The sequence below is a fragment of the Colwellia sp. SU-HH01217 genome (genome assembly GCF_057543495.1).
The window spans coordinates 1-18,191 of the sequence record NZ_BAAJLX010000007.1; the positions used below are offsets into that span (position 1 = coordinate 1).

Genomic DNA, 18,191 nt, shown 5'->3' on the forward strand with positions numbered 1-18,191 from the left:
ATCACTTTAGTTTTTAAATGTTTAGCTTAATCGGAAGCTTAACTGGCTATATCGTTTAATGTGATAGGGCTAATAGGTAGTAATCGTAACAGTGGTAGTGTGACTCATGTTGTAGGTAAGCCCATGTGAGAGTAGGACATTGCTAGACTTCCTTTTAGAAAAGCCCGTTACGAAAGTGACGGGCTTTTTGCTTTCTATCACTTTAGTTTTTAAATGTTGAGCTTAATCGAAGTTTCCCCTGATAATTATGACTATTATACAAATGAGTGTTAGCGCTGATGGTAATGTGCTTTAAGTTGCAGTAAAGCATATGTATATAAAGTTCATTTATGTTAACGGATTATATTTTCAAATTGATAGATTTATCTGTATTGCATCTTTTAGATGGTACTTAATAGTAGACTTTATCTAGTTAGCTATATACTCTCCTATCATTAATTATTTAATTTTAAATGGAGTTTTATGTGCTTGAGTATATAGCGCTAGGTATTCTAGTTTTTGTCGCTGTGACTATTTTTTATGGCATTATTGCTATTCATGATATCCCTTATGAGATCGCTAAGAAGCGTAATCACCCGCAACAAGATGCACTTCATGTTGCGGGTTGGGTTAGCTTATTTACATTGCATATTTTGTGGCCGTTCCTTTGGATTTGGGCAATGTTATATAGAGAAGATAGAGGTTGGGGTTTTAGTAATGATTCTCAATTGAAAGATAATAAAGAGGTAAGCTCACAACAAATAACTAGCTTAATAGAACGTATCAAATTATTAGAGCAAAAAGTAGACGCTCAGTTAGAAAATTCAAGTTCATCTAGTAAGAGGAGTATGTAATGGATTTTTTGTTAATTATTACTTATCTTGCATGCTGTATAGCTTTCTTCAAAATTTTTAAGATCCCTCTAACTAAATGGACTGTGCCAACCGCCGCTCTTGGTGGGATATTTTTAATTGGTGGTTTGATTATGGTGATGAATTACAATCATCCTTATTCAGAAGTAAGCCGTCAATACTTTGTATCTACCCCTGTTATACCTACTGTTCGTGGCACGGTAGTCAGTGTTAATGTAGAACCGAATACGCCTGTTAAAAAAGGCCATTTATTATTTACAATTGATCCTGTTCCTTTTCAAAATAAGGTGGATGGCTTAAAAGCACAAATCGTATCTGCTAACTTGGACTATCAACGTGCGGTTATGTTGATGGAGAAAAATATCGGTAAGCAGCGAGATGTTGATACCAGTAAAGCGCAATTAGATAACCTATCCTCTAAGCTTCATGATGCTGAATATGATTTGTATCGTACTAAAGTTCGTGCGCATAGTGATGGTTTTGTTACTCAGATGCTCGTTTATCCAGGATTATATGTTGTGCCAATGCCGCTTAGACCCGCTATGGTTTTCGTTCAACAGGAATCTTTTACTTACGTAAGTTGGTTTCGCCAAAATAGCTCTATGCGCTTGAAAGTTGGTAGTGAGGCTGAAATAGTTTTTGATGCACTGCCTGGAAAAGTATTTAGTGCAGAAGTGGTTAATGTTTTACCTGTCTTAGCGGAAGGTGAAGTACAAGCAAATGGTAGAATGCTTAGTATTACACAAGCTAACAGTATGCCTGGGCGTATACCCGTTCAAATGAAAATAACTGATCCTCGATTTGCTGCTTATGCTCAGCATGTACCTGGCGGTTCATATGGACAAAGCGCCATATACTCTGAACACTTTAGTCATGTAGCTATTATGCGAAAAGTTATATTGAGAATGTCATCATGGATGAGCTATTTCTTTCCATTTCATTAGAAACCGAAGTAGTGACTTAACAACCATAAGAAAGGGAGTAACTAGTTTACTCCCTTTTAATCTTTATCAATAAATCTTACTGTTATTTAAGACGAAAAAAAGACGCTAAAAAGCGTTTTTAATTATTAATTTGGTGGGCGGGGGACATCTTGAACGAAGTTGTAATTTGTTGATATATAAGTGATAAGTTTTTATTATTATTTTTTTAGGTACTAGGTTAGGTACTAAATTAAGAAATCATTAAATAAAATGATTTCTATTTTCAGTTAAAATACTAAACATAAAGTAAAATTCAAGCCTTATATATTAATATCATTTAAGCTTATTATGTAAATGTTTATACGACCATAACCAAGGTAACTAAAAATGTCACAGGACAAAGAACAGCAAACCAATCAAAAACCAGCGGATATTTATTTACAGGAAGTGAAAGCAGGACGTAAGAGCGAGAAGCGACAAACAGCTTGGGAACAAATGTTAAAGAGAGCGGAAGTAAACGCTAAAGAAACAGATAAAATCAGCGATTAAAAAACAATATTTATTTACAGTATATATTATAGAAGAAGCTATTAAAGATTGTAAATTCAAAGCAAAACACAACCTAAATATATCAGCATAATCGACTAGTTACCTTTTAAAAAAATAAACTTAAACAGGTGCTTAAAGCAAAAAAGTAAAGTCAGGATAACTACATATTTTGCATCATAGAAGGAACAAGCTAGTTGATAAACGATAAGAGTATTTAGCACCAAAATATAACCGATAGACCCAAATACAGGGGGCGTAAGCGATACTAGGACAGACACTATCGCTTCAATGAATAAGAATGGCACAGCTAGTCTTATTAACGCTAAACCACTCATTACGGGCTAGTAACCTTGGTTCAAATCAAGGATAGCCCAGTAATAAGGTGTTTATTAATACCCCCGAATTGGTACGTTCTATAGAGCTATAATTGCCCAAAGATGGTTCACTAAAACAGGGTCGCCTTAACGTTATATCTATTAAGTTCCGGTTAAACCAAACTGACCAGTATCATGCAAAAGCCTAATAGAGCATAGCATTAAAATAGTTAAATTTTAAATTGCTAATTATTGGCCTCTTTCAAGTATTTACTTTTAAGTTCTTTGAGGTTTGTAAGTTCACTTTTTTTATAAAAGCCATAAGCGTATGCCGCGGCTATTAATATAGCTAAAGCCCAAGAGCTAGTAAGCTCATTTGTCAGTGATGAAAATAAACAGCCCAACCCAAACCATAAGATGATAAAAAGCTGGTTTTTATCACTCTCTATTTTTTCAATTGAAGTAGAAAGTGTAAGTACTTTCTTAATAATCTCTTGTTCAGTTTCCATTAAAATAATCCATTAAATTTTTTATTTATACTATTAAATACTTTATTACCATATTCAATGATCTTTTAATTTAAAATTGTATTTTTAGTCACCCAAAATCAACATACCACCAACCTAAGCTATTAGAGCATCGATAGAAGTTAAAAAATCACCAAGAAAACTTATTTTAGAGGTGATCAGTAATTAAGTGCTGAATTACAGCGTAACTATTTAGACTAATTCATTGGCTTATTTAATCTACTAGTAGAGTAATCTTTAGTTTGAGGTGGCCTATAGCCTTTACCTCTCCCTTTGGCTAGGTATGAAATACGCAATACTGCCTCCTGTATCCCTTTATGTTCACCACGTGTTATGTTGTAGTAGCAGTTTTTAGGCAACCAATAGCTACCGTCCATATTTTCCCAAATGCTACGGACTTTTGATAATACTCTTGCTGGCCTGTCTATCTTGTTGCCGTCTAGTATTAGCACATAATGATAATGCTGTTGTTTGGCTGTCTCTTGTTCTCTACACCAATTGAAACCAATTCTAGTAAGGCTGTATTCTCTTTTAAGCCATTTAAATAATCTACGGTTAAAAGTGGTCATTCTCTCGTTGTTATCTGTGGGCGTGAGCTGGCGCAAATCAAATCTAATTACATGAACTTTATTATGATGCTCTATCATTGCTTCAAGTTGACTAAGCATCTGTTTTAGCATGGCTGTGTAAATTCCACTTTTTCTTGCATTAATCCAGTACGTGTTTTCGCCAAAATTTATCACGTTCTTAAAGCTTATATATTTCATTATTTAGTAGTCAATAAATAGTAAGATTGATAGACAGATAATATAAAGACCCTAGTAAGAGGATGGTAACCACTAACCTTTATCTGTAGGCTATTAAAGGGGCGAAAGTGTGAAAAACATAAAAAAATGGGGGTAAAAAACCTGCAAATGTAGTCCAATGGTGAACACGCCTTATTTTATATTGGTATCAGGGTTGGTAGTTACTAACTAAAGTTGAACATCTTTAACGTATGATTTTGTGTTTATTAAATAAGAAATAGAGGCGTTTAAGCCTCTTGTTTAAACATATAATTTTAGTCAGCTACGTTATCGCGGTTTGGGAAGTTATCAGCTAATGACCTCATAGCACTTTCATTCATACAGACTAGTTTATACCGTTTACAGTGTTGCATAATCAAATCAACTAGTTTGTATGCTTGTTCAACGTTTAAAAGCTGATATAGGCTATATGGGCTACCCTCTTTATCTTTTAATCTTAATGTTGGGCTAACTAATAAAATATCGTGTTGACGCTTTAAATCAGTCGGGTAATTGCGTCCGCTCATCACATGAGCCGCTCTATCAATACTTTTTTCACTCACGCCTTGAGGGTTATATAAAATATGAATGAATACCCTTAATCTCTTAATAGCTTTAATATTTTTTGTGCTATTGTTTTCGGTGTCGTTATTAGCGCTACTTGGGTTCACCTTAGTTATATTTTTATTTATCATAAAATCTCCTAAGCTGCTAACTGCTGACGTTGTTCAACAAAAGACTTAACAAGCGATTTTATTTCGTCTTGGCTTTTATTGGTGGCCATGGCTAACAATACGGCCGTTAATTCATGCTTAAAATATCCTACTGAATTTGTGCCCAGTGTGATTGCTGCTGGTAATAAACCCTCATTTATTTTGTTGTGAAAATTGCTTTTAGATATGCCTAGCATTGTTAATGCTTGGGGCTTGCGAAGTATTTGTAAATCTGGAATTTGTGCGCTTAATGTTTTGGTTGATACGGGATTTTTCATGGTTCGCCTCAGTTGTGTAGGTATGGATTAACTGAGTGAATTGTGAAGTGGTTTTTTGATAAAGTTTAGATGTTTGGGCAAACACCCAAAGCCTATTTTAGGCTACCGCTTGGTCGTCAACCAAACGGTAGCCCCTTAGATATGTAGCTTTTTTGGTAGACTCCCCCAAGATTTATTTTATGATTCTTTTAGTGTTTCTTTCAGAAAGTGACATCCAATTTTCTTTATCCGGGCTCTTATGCCCACCAAACACTATCCCATCAGGCATAGACACTCTTATTATGGCATCAATATCTTTAGGCTCGGAAAACCCTAACTCTTTTACTATTTTCACAACATCTTGTTTGCTTGGTAAATTAGTTGTGATCGGATTAAATCCATCCCAAACTTGTCTGTATAGACTTTCAGCAACATATAATTTACTTGGTGTATCGTCATCAAAATCTAAAGTTTTTACTTTTATCGAGGATTCATAAGTATTAAATAACATCTTATGCCAAGCATCAGGAATAGCGTTTTTTAATATATCTAAATTTTCAGGTATTGGCGAAAGGCTGGGAGTTAGCGCGTTAAATAAATCATAAATATCATTTATACCATCATTTATGATATCGGAGTTTGAATTTAAAGATACAGCTGCTTGAATTATATTTTCATCACCATAAAGTTTTTTTAATGTGTGAAGTTGCTTATCTTCTTTTAACTCGAAATACTCTTCGCTAGCCAGTTGGTAAGCCTTAATAACAACTTTATTTGGTATATCATTAATATATTTTAAGTATTTATCGGCAAGCTTTGTGAAGTTTAATTGTGGCCATGGTTTTAGTTCTACGTGTTGTCTAAGAAAAGAACCATCATTAAGTATTATTTTCTTTAGAAAGTGTTCGTCAATTTCAATACCTGCTTGTTTGGAGTGGTATATAAATTCAGATAGGTGAACAAAAGAGTGATTAAGATAATTATGATCAACTAAATAGCTATCTATTGGAGTTATTAAGCAACCGATAAGCTCAGGTGATAAATTTTCTGTAAAAGTAGAACTTGTGAATTCTATTTTACTATGTGAGGGGCTTTCAATATGGTTAATAAGTTGAGCTTCACACATACCATCAATTCTCATAGGTATTACACAAAATGCTCTATCAATAGGATGAGGAGCTGGCTTTTTGATATTACAAATACCGGCTATATGGACGTATAAATTTAAATAACTCCTAAGGTGCTCGTAATGTTCTACATTTGGCTCCCTATAGTATAATTCACTTGAAAAATAAGCTTTAGCCGCAATCTCTAATTTTATAAACGCTTCACTATTACTAATAAGCATCATGTACCCTCGATACGACCTCAATTAAACAATCAAGCCAAGGCGGTGAGGTACCGCCAATTCAGGAGCTACCCTAGGCTCGATTTAACCCTTAAATAACCATTTATTAAATATTGGCTACTTGTAATTTTAAACCACAGGCTTTCATTACTTTGTTAATAGTATTAAAACTAGGATTACCATTTTCAGATAATGATTTATAAAGATTCTGCCTGTTAAGTTTTGTGTCTGCTGCTATGGCACTCATGCCTTTAGCTTTGGCAACATCAGCCAAGGCTAAACGTAATGCTACAGGGTCGCCATCTTCAATCGCGGCTTGAATGTACTCTTGTATCATTTCAGGACTATCTAAGTAGTCGCTCATGTCAAAAGGGGTAGTTTTAATGGTCATAATCAACCTCTAGCTTTTCTAATATTTGTTGAGCTTTGGCAATATCTGCGCCTTGGCTGTCTTTGTCACCACCGTTAAGTAGTAAGATTACTTTGCCGTTTCTAATAGTGTAATAAATTCGATAGCCAGCGCCAAAGAAAAAACGTAATTCAAAAAGAGACTCACTTAATTGTTTATGATCTACAAAGTGGCCTTGTATAACTTTTTTTAGTCGTAAACCTATACGCGCTTTAGCTTGGCTATCTTTCAATTTTTTAAACCATTTATCAAATAGCGGTGTTTTTTCTATTCATATACAATCATAACTTTCCTTTATTGTCGTATATGTGCGACATAATGGCAAATTTATTCATTTACAAGCTTTAACCCTTTTACTGAGCTTGATAAGCTAAAATTACCCTTTGAGCATTCTTCAATATGTTCTGACCACCAAACCATCATTGTAGCTCTACGTTTTAAATAATCAGCGCGGTTATAAGCCCGCCTCACTTCATTACTATCAACGTGCGCTAATGCTGCTTCAATTACGTCAGCATCAAAGCCTTGTTCGTTTAATGTGGTACTGGCAACAGAGCGTAAACCATGAGCAACTAATTTATCTTTATAGCCCATTCGTTTTATCGCTGCGTTTGCTGTTGATTCATTAGCATGTTTTCTAGGGTTTCTGTCAGCAGGAAAAATGTATTCTCTATGGCCGCTTATTGGTTTAATAGCACAGAGTAAGTTTAATGCTTGCTGAGTTAAAGGTACTGAATGAGGTCGTTTCTTTTTCATAGTTTCCGCTGGAACATTCCAAAGGCTTTGTTCAAAATCTATTTCTGACCATTTTGCTTTTACAGCTTCCCCAGGTCTTATCATTGTGTGTAATTGCCACTCTATTAAGTATCGGGTAACAATTTTTATACTGGCAATACTTAAATCTTGCATGAATTGAGGCAGCTCATCAGGCTTGATACTTGGCATATTCTTCTTCTTCGGTTTTTCAAAGGCAGCTTTAACGCCAGCTAAAGGGTTGGAGTGAACAAGGCCTGTATTAACCGCATAGTTCATTATTTCGTTTAGTCGTTGGTTAATTCGTTTGACAGTCTCAAGACTACCTTTTTCAGCAATAGGTTTTACTGTTTTTATTGCTATAGGGGCGGTTATTTCGGATATAGGGTATTTACCAAGATCATGAAATATATGTAGTTCAAGCGAACGCCAAACATCTACGGCATAATCTGCTGACACTTGGGTTTTCTTAACCTCGAACCATTGAGCGGCAATGTTAAACAAGGTGTTTTCTAAACGCTCTTTGTTCTGGCGTGATAATGTGTCTTTGTGTTCTTTAGGATCAATATCTTTTGCAAGTAATTCTTTTGCTTTGGCTCTTAGCTTTCTAGCATCAGCTAATGAAATATCAGGATAAACACCAAACGTTAGATTAGTTCGCTTTTTAGTGAAAGGTCTGTAGTACTTAAAAACCCATCTCTTAGTACCCGCTGGCGTTATTTTAAGTTCTAAACCCTCACCATCAAATAAGCTACTTTCTTTATTTTGAGACTTAGCTTTATCTACCTCAGTATTTGTAAGGGGGCGGGTTACTCTAGCCATAGGTCAATCTCCATTTTTAGTACCAAGAAAAGATAGGTTCGTACTTCTAGGTACTAAGTATGGTACTAAAGTTTCAGGGCTCTATCAAACAGCTTAGGACGCTATAGGTCAGTAAATATGGATAACTCATTGGTTTTAGACGAAAAAAAAGACGCCCTAGGACGTCTTTAATTCTATGGGTGGTGGAGCGGGGGGGAATCGAACCCCCGTCCAAAAAGCCTACATCCTCGGTACTACATGCTTAGTCGCTTATTTATTTAACCAATTAGACGCCAAGCGACAGGCTTCGTCATGGTGAGCTTGATACTATTTCGCGGTTCAGCCTCAAGCATGCTTCCCTCGCTAACCTATTTGGGGTGACCATCAATCCTCTAACCAATAGGTGAGATTTCAAGGTGATGGCTAGCCTAAGCGGCTAGTGCGAACGTTTCGTCGTTTGCAATTATGGTTTTGCGGCTTTTTACCAGGCCAACCGCCCCTGGGCATGCACCTTGGGTTTCGTGAATCTTGTCGAATCCTAGATCCGCCCCAAAGTTTTTACATATTAGCGTAATTTACACTGCTAACTTTCTATATTTTAACTCTATTTTTCATAATACACAACGGGAGTAAATATTGTACACCTATTGCTTGTTTATCTATCAATTGAGCTAGCGTTTTTCATGTTTCATCATACGCTCTTTGCTTCTAGCCCAATCTCTATCTTTTATATCTGCACGTTTGTCATGGAGCTTTTTACCGCGTCCTACACAAAACTCAAGTTTAACCCAGCATTGTTTCCAGTACATGGCAGTGGCTATTAATGAAAGGCCATCACGTTGTACTAACATGGCTAGTTTATCTAGTTGTTTGCGATTGAGTAGTAACTTTCTGTCTCTGACTGGATCGCAAATAACATGTGAAGAGGCTGCGTTTAATGATTGAATTTCAGCACCTAATAGATACGCTTCACCATTTTTGATAAAAACGTAGCAGTCAGAAATGTTGACTTTGCCGCTGCGAATACTTTTAACTTCCCAGCCTTGTAAGCTCATACCTGCTTCAAATTTCTCGCCAAGAGTGTATTCATGACGTGCTTTTTTGTTAAGCGCTATAGTATTGCTATTTGATTTGTTTGATTTTTTCTTTGCCATAGTGGCGCTATTATACGGAGAAATGAATTGTTTTAAATCAAGATTTACAATTAAATTCAAATTCTCTGTAATTAGCTTTTCTCGAAAACACCTAGTTGCTTTAAATCAAGGTTCTAGTGTATCGAAGTAGTGAGGTTTTATCGAAGCTTTGTTATGATGTGGCTAATATTTTCGGAGGTTCAATGCCAGTAATTAGTCGTAGTGCATTAGTCATGCATAGTGTAGAAGAAATGTTTCAATTGATAAATGACATTTCAGCTTATCCTCATTTTGTTCCTGATTGTGGAGACAGTAAAATACTATCACATGAGAACAATACAATTACCGCTGCTTTGTTAGTTTCAAAAGGTGGGTTAAAGAAATGGTTTACTACTGAAAACACTCTAGTTGACAACCACCAAGTGATTTTAAATTTAGTGGATGGTCCCTTTAAAAAGCTAACTGGTTGTTGGACATTAAAAGCGTTAGCGGACGATGCGTGTAAAATTAGTTTAGACTTGGATTATGAATTTTCTAATAAGGTCTTCGATTTAACTTTTGGACGGGTGTTTACGCATTTAGCCAACAATATGGTACAAGCATTTACTCAACGAGCAAAAGAAGTCTATGGAAGTGGAAGAAGTTAGTATGACTAAACAAATGATGGACAAACAAATCCAAATTGAAGTGGTATATGGTTTACCTCAGAAACAAGAGCTATTAACTTTACCTGTTCAGGTTGGAACTACTGTTGAACAGGCTATTAATGAGTCTGGAATTTTGTCTATGTTCTCTGATATTGATTTAACGATTAATAAAGTCGGCATATGGAATAGGGCGGCTAAATTATCTGATGTATTGAAAAATTTAGATCGAATTGAAATATACCGCCCATTAATTGCTGATCCAAAAGAAGTAAGAAAGCGTCGCGCTGAAAAAGCAAAAGAAGAAGGCAGGGCAAATAAAATCACCGGAGGAAGGTTAAAGCCAACTTAGTGATATTATGTTGTTATACCAATTTCACTAAGTATGCGACCATTTTTTCTGCGTATAAAGTAGATAACCTAATAATGAAATTGGTAGTAGTGCTAATAAAATTCAAAACTATAGATATAAAAAAAGTGGCCTAATTGCCACTTTTTTATTGCTATATTTATAGAGCTAATTAATTTTCCATGGGCGTATTAAAGTTTTCACCTAATGTGAAATCACCTTCAGCTGAGACTATCTTATCGTCAACAAATTTTATAATAAAATTTTTGTTAACATTAAAGTCTTCATTACGGCCAGATCTAAAACGATAAACGTAATACCAAGTATCCTTATCAAAAGCATCAAGTACAACTGGGCTGCCTAAGATAAATTTCACTTGTTCTTTGGTCATATCAATTTGTAATTTGTCGATATCTTTTTGTTCAAGGTAATTACCTTGTGGTATATCGATACGGTAAATCCAACTTGAGCAACCTGTAATTGTTAAAGCTAATACAACTGTTAAAACTCGAAACAACATGTTTTACATTCATCCTCTAAAAAGTAAGCAGCAATAATAACGTTGCGAGGTTGAAGATTCCATGGCTTTTTTAAAAAATCCTTCAAATAGCCAAAAAAAACTAACTCGCTAGTAATTCTTGTGCATTTGCCATGCTAAATTCAGTGATTTTGTCACCTGCTAACAGACGTGCAATCTCTTTGACGCGATTTTTAGGATTTAGTTCAGTCATAGTTGTTTCTGTATGTTGGCTGTCAGAAGATTTTGCAACAAATAATTGTTGATGACCTTTACTCGCTACTTGAGGTAAATGGGTCACACAGATAACTTGTGTATTACTTGCTAATTGTTGCAGTTTATTCCCTACCATTGCAGCTGTAGGACCACTGATACCAACATCTACTTCATCAAATATTAAGGTAGGTGTTACAACTTTACTCGCTAATATAACTTGCATGGCTAAGCTAATACGTGATAATTCGCCACCTGATGCTACTTTATGCATGGCCTCTAAAGGTTGTCCTTTATTAATACTGACTAAAAATTTCACGTTATCTAGTCCGTTACTACTTAATTGCTCTAAGTTATTTAATGTATCTTGCTCAACATTAATGAAAAATTCACCATCAGGCATATTTAGTTCATGCATACTGCCACTAATTAATTTACTGAGTTTTTTAGCCGCAGCGGTTCTTGATTTTGATAATAATTGAGCTGCAGAAAAGTAATTTTGTTTGGCTTGTTCAATTTCATCATTAAGGCTAATTAACCTTGTTTCATCACCGCTTAATGAAATAAGTTCTGATGATAATTCAGCATGTAGCTGTACAATATTTTCAGGAGCAGTATTGTGCTTTTTAGCCAATTGTAAAGCTTGAGAGTAACGACTTTCAATGGTTGCGTAAGCTTGTGGATCTAATTCAAGCTGTTCATAGTAATGGTGCAATTCAGCATCTGCGTCTTGAATTTGTACTAGCGCCTCATTTAGGGAAAGGGCAACGTTTGCTAAACTTTTGTCGACTTTAGCTAAAGCATTAATATTTTCGCAAGTGTGATTTAGCGAATCCAGAATATTAAATTGTTCATTTTCTGAAAGCGATTGGAGAGCGCCTAAGGTTTCATTCAGTAAGTCTTGTGCATTAGAATAGCGCTTAAAATCACTTTCTAGTGTATTAAACTCTCCTTGTTGCAAAGCAAATTCGTCTAATTCTCTGACTTGATATTGTAATAGTTGGTGCTTGGCGTCTCTTGATATTTTTTCACTTTGAAGCTGTGTTAATTCAGCATTAAGTTGTTGCCACTTTTGATGGTGATATTTCACATCACTTATTAGCTCTAAATGATCAGCATAGTTATCGAGCAAATTTCTCTGTTCAGACGCTTTTACAATAAGTTGATGATCATGCTGGCCATGGATATTAATTAAAAATTGTCCCACTTCTTTTAACTGTGCTAAGGGGACTTGGCTACCATTGATATAGGCTTTTGAACGTCCTTCTGCGGAGATAACTCGTCTTAAAATACAGTCGTTATCACTCACTAAGTCATGATTTGTTAGCCACTTTTTAACTACTTTATTATGTTTAATATCGAATGTAGCTGCTAAATCTGCTTTTTTACAGTCAGGTCTTACAACATTTGTTATTGTTCTTTGTCCTAAGCATAACCCAAGAGCGCCGATAGCAATGGATTTTCCTGCTCCTGTTTCGCCTGTTATGGTTGTCATGCCTTTTTGCCAATCGATATCGAGTGAGCGAACAATAGCAAAATCTTGAATATTTAATTGTAAAAGCATAGTAGCTCCAAAATGTAATAAACGCTTTTTTAAATAATCGTCGTTAATTACGAAAAAACCAGTTACTGTTAATTTATACAGTAACTGGTTTTAGTGCAAGCTGTTTTACAATTTTTGTTTAAAAAAACTTCAACTTTATTTATTAGCCAAACTATATATGATTAATAAAGTTTGTTGCCCCAACTCAATTTACTCCGTAAAACGTTAAAGTAATCATGATCTAATGGGTGTATTAATCTTAAACCACATTCACTTTTCTTTATGATTACTTCATCTCCAGGCATTACCGATAAGATCACATGACCATCGCAACTTACTTGTAAGTTCTCATAATTTTCATTGGCAAGTATAAGCTTAATTTCACTGTCACCATCTACGACAATTGGTCGACTAGTTAAGGTATGAGGAAACATAGGCACTAATGATAATGCATTAAGGTTAGGGGTTAAAATTGGACCGCCTGCTGACATCGAGTACGCGGTAGATCCTGTTGGTGTTGATATAATTAAGCCATCTGAACGTTGGCTAAACATAAATACACCATCAATATAAACCTCAAACTCTATCATACTAGCCACTTTACCGGCATGCAGTACTGCTTCGTTAACAGCACTGTTAGAGCTTTTTAGTTTACCATGACGATAGACTTCAGCTTCAATAATAAAGCGTTGTTCTGATCTAGATCCGCCCCTTAAAATTGCATCAAGAGGAGGAAGTAAAGTACTAGGAGAAAGGTCAGTCAAAAAACCTAAGTTTCCTCGATTAACACCAATTACACCAATGTTATAACCTGCTAATACTCTTGCGGCACCAAGCATATAGCCATCACCACCAACAACAATCGCTAGATCTGCTTGGTCGCCAATATCCGTTAATGAAGTTATTGTGAGGTTTTCAATATTAAGCGAAAGCCCAACTGAACTTTCTACAAGTACTTGATAATTATTTTTTTGCAGGTGTTCGAGCAAGGTCTCTATAGTCGCTTTCGCACCTTCATGATTAGGTTTACCAATTAACCCTATCGTTTTGTATAGTTGTTTCATATGCTAATTTCTTAACTAAATATCTAGGATGTGATGATCTTTGTGTCATTACACAGACAAACTTTAAAGAGCAGTATACCCTAATAACTTACTGTCATATTTGCAGTTTCGCTGTATTTTATGCACTTGTAAAGTTGACTTTTATTAAATGAATTTCTTTTCAAGCTTGAATCAGAAAAACAAAGCCCCATAATTAGCCTCATTGATATAATTTATTTCGTTAGTTTAAACAGAAATTGGGAGTTTTCCATGACGACAGAGTCTACAAATGAAAATGGTGCTAATTTAACACCAGAGCAAGTTGCTGAAGATATTATTAAGCAAGCCGAAGAACAGGTTGAAGAGCAACATGAACATGGTCATGAAGCTATTAGTGCGGAACAAGAAAAAATTAATGAGCTTGAATTAGCGCTTGTTGCTGCACAATCAACAGTGAACGATCAAAAAGATTCAGTTGTTCGTGCAAAAGCTGAAGTTGATAATGTACGCCGCAGAAGTGCACAAGATGTCGAGAAAGCACGTAAGTTCGCTTTAGAAAAGTTTTCTGCTGAGTTATTACCTGTTGTTGATAACTTAGAACGTGCGATTAGCAGTGTAGATAAAGAAGATGAGGGACAAAAAGCTCTTGCTGAAGGTGTAGAGTTGACATTACAAAGCATGATGTCTGCTTTAGATAAATTTGGTGTAAAAGTTGTCGATCCACAAGATCAACCATTTAATCCAGAACTTCATCAAGCAATGTCTATGCAAGAAGTAGAAGGTGTAGCCCCGAACACTGTTATTGCTGTTATGCAAAAAGGCTATGAACTTAATGGTCGTTTAGTAAGGCCTGCGATGGTAATGGTATCTAAAGCCGCGCCAAGTGTTGATGCAACTGCATAGTTTTAATAGATAAAAAACGAAAAGCTAAACCATAGTGTTTAGCTTTTTTTTTTGTGGAATAATAGTATTTTTAATCAAATATTTATTAAATAATTAAAAGTGAATTGTTTTTTATGCCTTGCTAGGCTAATAAAAATGTAGCGTTTAGCATTTATGTACCGATAAGTGTTCATGTTATTTGTGTTGAATACACATTTTTTTACTTTTTTCGCTTTTAAGAGTTGAAAAGGCTTTTCAAGCCCCCATTTATTATTCAACGACAAATGATTCATTATTTAAACGCAGCTTACTTTATTTGTTAAGTTGCCGATTATTAAAATAGGAGCTCCCAAGATGGGCAAAATTATTGGTATTGACCTAGGAACAACTAACTCATGTGTGGCTGTTTTAGACGGTGGTAAAACACGTGTTATTGAAAATGCAGAAGGCGATCGTACAACCCCTTCTATTATTGCTTACACTGAAGAAGGCGAAACGTTAGTAGGACAACCTGCTAAACGTCAATCAGTGACCAATCCAAAAAATACATTATTTGCGATTAAGCGCTTAATTGGTCGTCGTTTTGACGACGAAGAAGTACAGCGCGATATTAAAATAATGCCATTTGGCATTGTTAAAGCAGACAATGGTGATGCTTGGGTTACAGCACGTGATAAAAACGTTGCGCCACCACAAGTTTCAGCTGAAGTTTTAGCTAAAATGAAAAAAACTGCGGAAGACTTTTTAGGCGAAACAGTAACCGAAGCGGTTATTACGGTACCTGCTTACTTTAACGATTCGCAACGTCAAGCAACTAAAGATGCTGGTCGTATTGCTGGTCTTGATGTAAAACGTATTATCAACGAGCCTACAGCTGCTGCACTTGCTTACGGTATGGACAAGCAAGAAGGTGATAAAACTGTTGCAGTTTACGATTTAGGTGGTGGTACATTTGATATCTCAATCATCGAAATTGATGAAATGGATGGCGAGCACACTTTTGAAGTATTAGCGACTAATGGTGATACTCACTTAGGTGGTGAAGATTTTGATAACCGTTTAATCAACTATTTGGTAGCAGAGTTTAAGAAAGATCAAGGAATGGACTTAACTGCTGATCCTCTTGCTATGCAACGCTTAAAAGAAGCTGCTGAAAAAGCAAAATGTGAATTATCTTCAGCACAACAAACTGATGTTAATTTACCTTACATCACAGCAGATGCTTCAGGTCCTAAGCACATGAACATTAAAGTAACTCGTTCAAAATTAGAGTCACTTGTTGAAGATATGGTAAAAGCTACATTAGAGCCACTTAAAAAAGCACTTAAAGATGCAGACTTATCAATCAGCGAAGTTAACGATGTAATTTTAGTTGGTGGTCAAACACGTATGCCATTAGTACAAAAAATGGTAACAGAATTTTTCGGTAAAGAGCCTCGTAAAGATGTAAACCCTGACGAAGCTGTAGCTGCTGGTGCTGCTATCCAAGCCGGTGTTCTTGCTGGTGACGTAACTGACGTATTACTACTTGATGTAACTCCACTTTCATTAGGTATTGAAACTATGGGTGGCGTTATGACTAACGTTATCGATAAAAATACTACGATACCGACTAAGCAATCACAAACTTTCTCAACTGCTGATGATAACCAAGCGGCTGTTACAGTTCATGTGGTTCAAGGTGAGCGTAAGCAAGCAAGTGCGAATAAGTCTTTAGGACAATTTAACCTTGAAGGTATTGATCCAGCGCCACGTGGTACACCACAAATCGAAGTAACTTTTGATATCGATGCTGATGGTATCTTGCACGTAACAGCTAAAGATAAAAACACGGGTAAAGAGCAAAAAATTACCATTAAAGCTTCTTCTGGTTTATCAGATGATGAAGTAGAGCAAATGGTACGCGATGCTGAAGCTAACGCTGATGAAGATGCTAAGTTCGAAGAACTAGTTCAAGCGCGTAACCAAGCAGATGGTATGGTTCATGCTACTCGTAAACAAATTGAAGAAGCTGGTGATGATTTACCAAGCGAAGACAAAGAGAAAATTGAAGCGGCATTAACAGAGCTTGAAGCTGCAATTAAAGGCGATGATAAAGCTGAAATTGATGCTAAATCTCAAGCTGTTATTGAAGCGTCTGCTAAGTTAATGGAAATTGCTCAAGCGAAACAACAAGCTCAAGCAGCTCCAGAAGGTGCTGAAGCATCAAGTGATGATGCAGCTCCTGCTGACGATGTTGTTGATGCAGAGTTTGAAGAAGTTAAAGAAGACAAGTAAGTCGATTTAAGCTTTAAATTGAATAACTTTCAATAAGTTATATTCAATGTGTAGTAAAGCGTCGGTCTTAATCCGGCGCTTTTTGTTATAAAAAGATGTGAAAATACTGTGAATTTATTGCACTAGTAAATAGCCGTAACCAAGAAGCCAATTATGTCAAAACGTGATTATTATGAAGTTTTAGGGGTGAGTAAAAGCGCCACTGAAAAAGAAATCAAAAAAGCTTATAAACGCTTAGCGATGAAATTTCACCCTGATCGTACTCAAGGTGATAAAGACAAAGAAGAGCAATTTAAAGAAGTAAAAGAAGCTTACGAAGTACTGAACGATGACCAAAAACGTGGCGCTTATGACCAATACGGTCATGCTGCTTTTGAACATGGTCAAGGTGGTGGTGGCGGCCATGGCGGTTTTGGCGGTGGTTCTTTTGACGATATATTTGGCGATATTTTTGGCGGCGGTGGTCGTGGAAGAGGTCAAAGCCAATCACGCGCACGTCGTGGTTCTGATTTACGTTATAACTTAGATATATCACTTGAAGAAGCGGTTAAAGGTAAAACGTTAGAAATTAAAGTACCTACTTATGTTGCTTGTGAACCTTGTGATGGTTCAGGTGCTAAAAAAGGTACTAGCGCGAAAACTTGTTCTACTTGTCATGGACATGGACAGGTGCAAATGCGCCAAGGCCTGTTTGCTGTTCAGCAAACTTGTCCAACTTGTAGTGGTAAAGGTAAAGTTATTACAGACCCTTGTACATCATGTCGAGGTCAAGGTCGTGTAGAGAAAACTAAAACGTTATCGGTTAAGATTCCACCAGGCGTTGATACAGGCGATAGAATTCGTTTATCTGGCGAAGGTGAAGCCGGCGAACTTGGTGCTCCTGCAGGGGACTTATACGTTCAAACGAATGTACAAGATCATGCAATATTTGTCCGTGATGAAAATAACTTGTATTGTGAAGTGCCTATCAGCTTTACGACAGCAGCATTAGGTGGTGAAATCGAAGTACCTACTTTAGAAGGTAAAGTTAAGCTTAAAGTGCCGAAAGAAACACAAACGGGTAAAATGTTCCGATTACGTGGTAAAGGTGTTAAATCGGTACGTAGTAGTTTTACTGGTGATCTAATGTGTAAAGTGGTTATTGAAACCCCAGTGAACTTGTCAGGCGACCAAGCAGACTTATTAAGACAACTTGAAGATAAAATGGGTAAGAGCAGCTCTAAGCATCGCCCTAAAGAAACAGGTTTTTTCGAAGGTGTTAAAAACTTCTTTGATGACTTAAAAAGTTAAGCATTAATTTTTATCAGTGTTATATGAAAAAGGTTGAACATTACGTTCAACCTTTTTTTGTACTATTATT

20 protein-coding genes and 1 other RNA gene are annotated in these 18,191 nt (G+C 36.0%); 8 read left to right on the forward strand and 13 right to left on the reverse strand.

Annotated features, from left to right (window positions below; all coding sequences use genetic code 11):
• Window positions 1–452 precede the first annotated feature (452 nt).
• The 3 genes from AC27G3_RS10315 to AC27G3_RS10325 all read left to right on the forward strand — a co-directional run bounded on the left by AC27G3_RS10315 (window position 453) and on the right by AC27G3_RS10325 (window position 2,323).
• On the forward strand, window positions 453–833 hold the full coding sequence (locus AC27G3_RS10315) for a DUF3302 domain-containing protein (protein ID WP_487121285.1): 381 nt from the start codon (window positions 453–455) through the stop codon (window positions 831–833).
• A complete protein-coding gene (locus AC27G3_RS10320) occupies window positions 833–1,795 on the forward strand; it encodes an HlyD family secretion protein (RefSeq protein WP_487121287.1) in 963 nt (320 codons plus the stop codon). The genes AC27G3_RS10315 and AC27G3_RS10320 overlap by 1 nt, the downstream gene beginning before the upstream one ends.
• A 366-nt stretch (window positions 1,796–2,161) precedes the next feature.
• On the forward strand, window positions 2,162–2,323 hold the full coding sequence (locus tag AC27G3_RS10325; RefSeq protein ID WP_487121289.1) for a hypothetical protein: 162 nt from the start codon (window positions 2,162–2,164) through the stop codon (window positions 2,321–2,323).
• 559 nt (window positions 2,324–2,882) lie between these two features.
• Here the strand turns inward: AC27G3_RS10325 and AC27G3_RS10330 are convergent.
• From AC27G3_RS10330 to smpB, 10 genes are all read right to left on the reverse strand, one after another.
• Window positions 2,883–3,146, reverse strand: a complete 264-nt coding sequence (locus AC27G3_RS10330) for a hypothetical protein (RefSeq protein ID WP_487121291.1) — start codon at window positions 3,144–3,146, stop codon at window positions 2,883–2,885.
• Between the two features lie 215 nt (window positions 3,147–3,361).
• Window positions 3,362–3,931, reverse strand: coding sequence for a YagK/YfjJ domain-containing protein (locus AC27G3_RS10335; RefSeq protein WP_487121293.1), 570 nt, complete (start codon window positions 3,929–3,931; stop codon window positions 3,362–3,364).
• A 293-nt stretch (window positions 3,932–4,224) separates the two neighbouring features.
• A complete protein-coding gene (locus AC27G3_RS10340) occupies window positions 4,225–4,644 on the reverse strand; it encodes a hypothetical protein (protein ID WP_487121294.1) in 420 nt (139 codons plus the stop codon).
• A gap of 8 nt (window positions 4,645–4,652) precedes the next feature.
• On the reverse strand, window positions 4,653–4,940 hold the full coding sequence (locus tag AC27G3_RS10345; RefSeq protein ID WP_487121296.1) for a helix-turn-helix transcriptional regulator: 288 nt from the start codon (window positions 4,938–4,940) through the stop codon (window positions 4,653–4,655).
• Window positions 4,941–5,112: 172 nt separating this feature from the next.
• Window positions 5,113–6,270, reverse strand: a complete 1,158-nt coding sequence (locus AC27G3_RS10350; protein WP_487121298.1) for a hypothetical protein — start codon at window positions 6,268–6,270, stop codon at window positions 5,113–5,115.
• A 103-nt stretch (window positions 6,271–6,373) separates the two neighbouring features.
• Window positions 6,374–6,658 (reverse strand): addiction module antidote protein, encoded by a 285-nt coding sequence (locus AC27G3_RS10355; protein ID WP_487121300.1) that lies wholly within the window; start codon window positions 6,656–6,658, stop codon window positions 6,374–6,376.
• Window positions 6,648–6,947 (reverse strand): type II toxin-antitoxin system RelE/ParE family toxin, encoded by a 300-nt coding sequence (locus tag AC27G3_RS10360; RefSeq protein ID WP_487121535.1) that lies wholly within the window; start codon window positions 6,945–6,947, stop codon window positions 6,648–6,650. The genes AC27G3_RS10355 and AC27G3_RS10360 overlap by 11 nt, the downstream gene beginning before the upstream one ends.
• Before the next feature lie 56 nt (window positions 6,948–7,003).
• Window positions 7,004–8,251, reverse strand: coding sequence for an integrase domain-containing protein (locus tag AC27G3_RS10365; RefSeq protein ID WP_487121302.1), 1,248 nt, complete (start codon window positions 8,249–8,251; stop codon window positions 7,004–7,006).
• A gap of 180 nt (window positions 8,252–8,431) precedes the next feature.
• Window positions 8,432–8,781: a transfer-messenger RNA gene (ssrA, locus tag AC27G3_RS10370) on the reverse strand.
• A 120-nt stretch (window positions 8,782–8,901) separates the two neighbouring features.
• Window positions 8,902–9,384: an SsrA-binding protein SmpB gene (smpB, locus tag AC27G3_RS10375; RefSeq protein ID WP_487121304.1), complete on the reverse strand. Its 483-nt coding sequence runs from the start codon at window positions 9,382–9,384 to the stop codon at window positions 8,902–8,904.
• A gap of 182 nt (window positions 9,385–9,566) precedes the next feature.
• On the opposite strand from smpB, the gene AC27G3_RS10380 reads away from it, so the two are divergent.
• Both AC27G3_RS10380 and AC27G3_RS10385 read left to right on the forward strand, forming a co-directional pair.
• Window positions 9,567–10,010, forward strand: coding sequence for a type II toxin-antitoxin system RatA family toxin (locus AC27G3_RS10380; protein ID WP_487121306.1), 444 nt, complete (start codon window positions 9,567–9,569; stop codon window positions 10,008–10,010).
• 13 nt (window positions 10,011–10,023) lie between these two features.
• Window positions 10,024–10,359 (forward strand): RnfH family protein, encoded by a 336-nt coding sequence (locus tag AC27G3_RS10385; protein ID WP_487121537.1) that lies wholly within the window; start codon window positions 10,024–10,026, stop codon window positions 10,357–10,359.
• A 169-nt stretch (window positions 10,360–10,528) separates the two neighbouring features.
• Here AC27G3_RS10385 and AC27G3_RS10390 read toward each other — a convergent pair whose 3' ends face one another.
• The 3 genes from AC27G3_RS10390 to nadK form a co-directional block, all read right to left on the reverse strand.
• Window positions 10,529–10,876: an outer membrane protein assembly factor BamE gene (locus AC27G3_RS10390; RefSeq protein ID WP_487121307.1), complete on the reverse strand. Its 348-nt coding sequence runs from the start codon at window positions 10,874–10,876 to the stop codon at window positions 10,529–10,531.
• Between the two features lie 100 nt (window positions 10,877–10,976).
• Window positions 10,977–12,650 carry a DNA repair protein RecN gene (recN, locus tag AC27G3_RS10395; protein ID WP_487121308.1) on the reverse strand — a complete coding sequence of 558 codons (1,674 nt, stop codon included), beginning with the start codon at window positions 12,648–12,650 and terminating at the stop codon, window positions 10,977–10,979.
• 161 nt (window positions 12,651–12,811) lie between these two features.
• Entirely contained in the window at window positions 12,812–13,693 is an 882-nt protein-coding gene (gene nadK, locus AC27G3_RS10400; RefSeq protein ID WP_487121309.1) for an NAD(+) kinase, read from the reverse strand.
• Window positions 13,694–13,942: 249 nt separating this feature from the next.
• Between nadK and grpE the strand changes: the two genes are divergently transcribed.
• From grpE to dnaJ, 3 genes are all read left to right on the forward strand, one after another.
• The gene (gene grpE, locus AC27G3_RS10405) at window positions 13,943–14,575 is read left to right on the forward strand and encodes a nucleotide exchange factor GrpE (RefSeq protein ID WP_487121311.1); all 633 of its coding nucleotides are present in this window, start codon (window positions 13,943–13,945) and stop codon (window positions 14,573–14,575) included.
• A gap of 333 nt (window positions 14,576–14,908) precedes the next feature.
• The gene (dnaK, locus tag AC27G3_RS10410; RefSeq protein ID WP_487121312.1) at window positions 14,909–16,831 is read left to right on the forward strand and encodes a molecular chaperone DnaK; all 1,923 of its coding nucleotides are present in this window, start codon (window positions 14,909–14,911) and stop codon (window positions 16,829–16,831) included.
• A gap of 153 nt (window positions 16,832–16,984) precedes the next feature.
• Complete coding sequence (gene dnaJ, locus AC27G3_RS10415; protein ID WP_487121314.1) at window positions 16,985–18,121, forward strand: molecular chaperone DnaJ; 1,137 nt, start codon at window positions 16,985–16,987, stop codon at window positions 18,119–18,121.
• Window positions 18,122–18,191 lie beyond the last annotated feature (70 nt).

What these genes read in the sequence shown, in the direction of transcription:
- AC27G3_RS10315 (WP_487121285.1), top strand. Translation starts at nt 453, where the DNA reads ATGGAGTTTTATGTGCTTGAGTATATAGCGCTAGGTATTCTAGTTTTT.
- AC27G3_RS10320 (WP_487121287.1), top strand. Translation starts at nt 833, where the DNA reads ATGGATTTTTTGTTAATTATTACTTATCTTGCATGCTGTATAGCTTTC.
- AC27G3_RS10325 (WP_487121289.1), top strand. Translation starts at nt 2,162, where the DNA reads ATGTCACAGGACAAAGAACAGCAAACCAATCAAAAACCAGCGGATATT.
- AC27G3_RS10330 (WP_487121291.1), bottom strand. Translation starts at nt 3,146, where the DNA reads ATGGAAACTGAACAAGAGATTATTAAGAAAGTACTTACACTTTCTACT.
- AC27G3_RS10335 (WP_487121293.1), bottom strand. Translation starts at nt 3,931, where the DNA reads ATGAAATATATAAGCTTTAAGAACGTGATAAATTTTGGCGAAAACACG.
- AC27G3_RS10340 (WP_487121294.1), bottom strand. Translation starts at nt 4,644, where the DNA reads ATGATAAATAAAAATATAACTAAGGTGAACCCAAGTAGCGCTAATAAC.
- AC27G3_RS10345 (WP_487121296.1), bottom strand. Translation starts at nt 4,940, where the DNA reads ATGAAAAATCCCGTATCAACCAAAACATTAAGCGCACAAATTCCAGAT.
- AC27G3_RS10350 (WP_487121298.1), bottom strand. Translation starts at nt 6,270, where the DNA reads ATGATGCTTATTAGTAATAGTGAAGCGTTTATAAAATTAGAGATTGCG.
- AC27G3_RS10355 (WP_487121300.1), bottom strand. Translation starts at nt 6,658, where the DNA reads ATGACCATTAAAACTACCCCTTTTGACATGAGCGACTACTTAGATAGT.
- AC27G3_RS10365 (WP_487121302.1), bottom strand. Translation starts at nt 8,251, where the DNA reads ATGGCTAGAGTAACCCGCCCCCTTACAAATACTGAGGTAGATAAAGCT.
- smpB (WP_487121304.1), bottom strand. Translation starts at nt 9,384, where the DNA reads ATGGCAAAGAAAAAATCAAACAAATCAAATAGCAATACTATAGCGCTT.
- AC27G3_RS10380 (WP_487121306.1), top strand. Translation starts at nt 9,567, where the DNA reads ATGCCAGTAATTAGTCGTAGTGCATTAGTCATGCATAGTGTAGAAGAA.
- AC27G3_RS10385 (WP_487121537.1), top strand. Translation starts at nt 10,024, where the DNA reads ATGATGGACAAACAAATCCAAATTGAAGTGGTATATGGTTTACCTCAG.
- AC27G3_RS10390 (WP_487121307.1), bottom strand. Translation starts at nt 10,876, where the DNA reads ATGTTGTTTCGAGTTTTAACAGTTGTATTAGCTTTAACAATTACAGGT.
- recN (WP_487121308.1), bottom strand. Translation starts at nt 12,650, where the DNA reads ATGCTTTTACAATTAAATATTCAAGATTTTGCTATTGTTCGCTCACTC.
- nadK (WP_487121309.1), bottom strand. Translation starts at nt 13,693, where the DNA reads ATGAAACAACTATACAAAACGATAGGGTTAATTGGTAAACCTAATCAT.
- grpE (WP_487121311.1), top strand. Translation starts at nt 13,943, where the DNA reads ATGACGACAGAGTCTACAAATGAAAATGGTGCTAATTTAACACCAGAG.
- dnaK (WP_487121312.1), top strand. Translation starts at nt 14,909, where the DNA reads ATGGGCAAAATTATTGGTATTGACCTAGGAACAACTAACTCATGTGTG.
- dnaJ (WP_487121314.1), top strand. Translation starts at nt 16,985, where the DNA reads ATGTCAAAACGTGATTATTATGAAGTTTTAGGGGTGAGTAAAAGCGCC.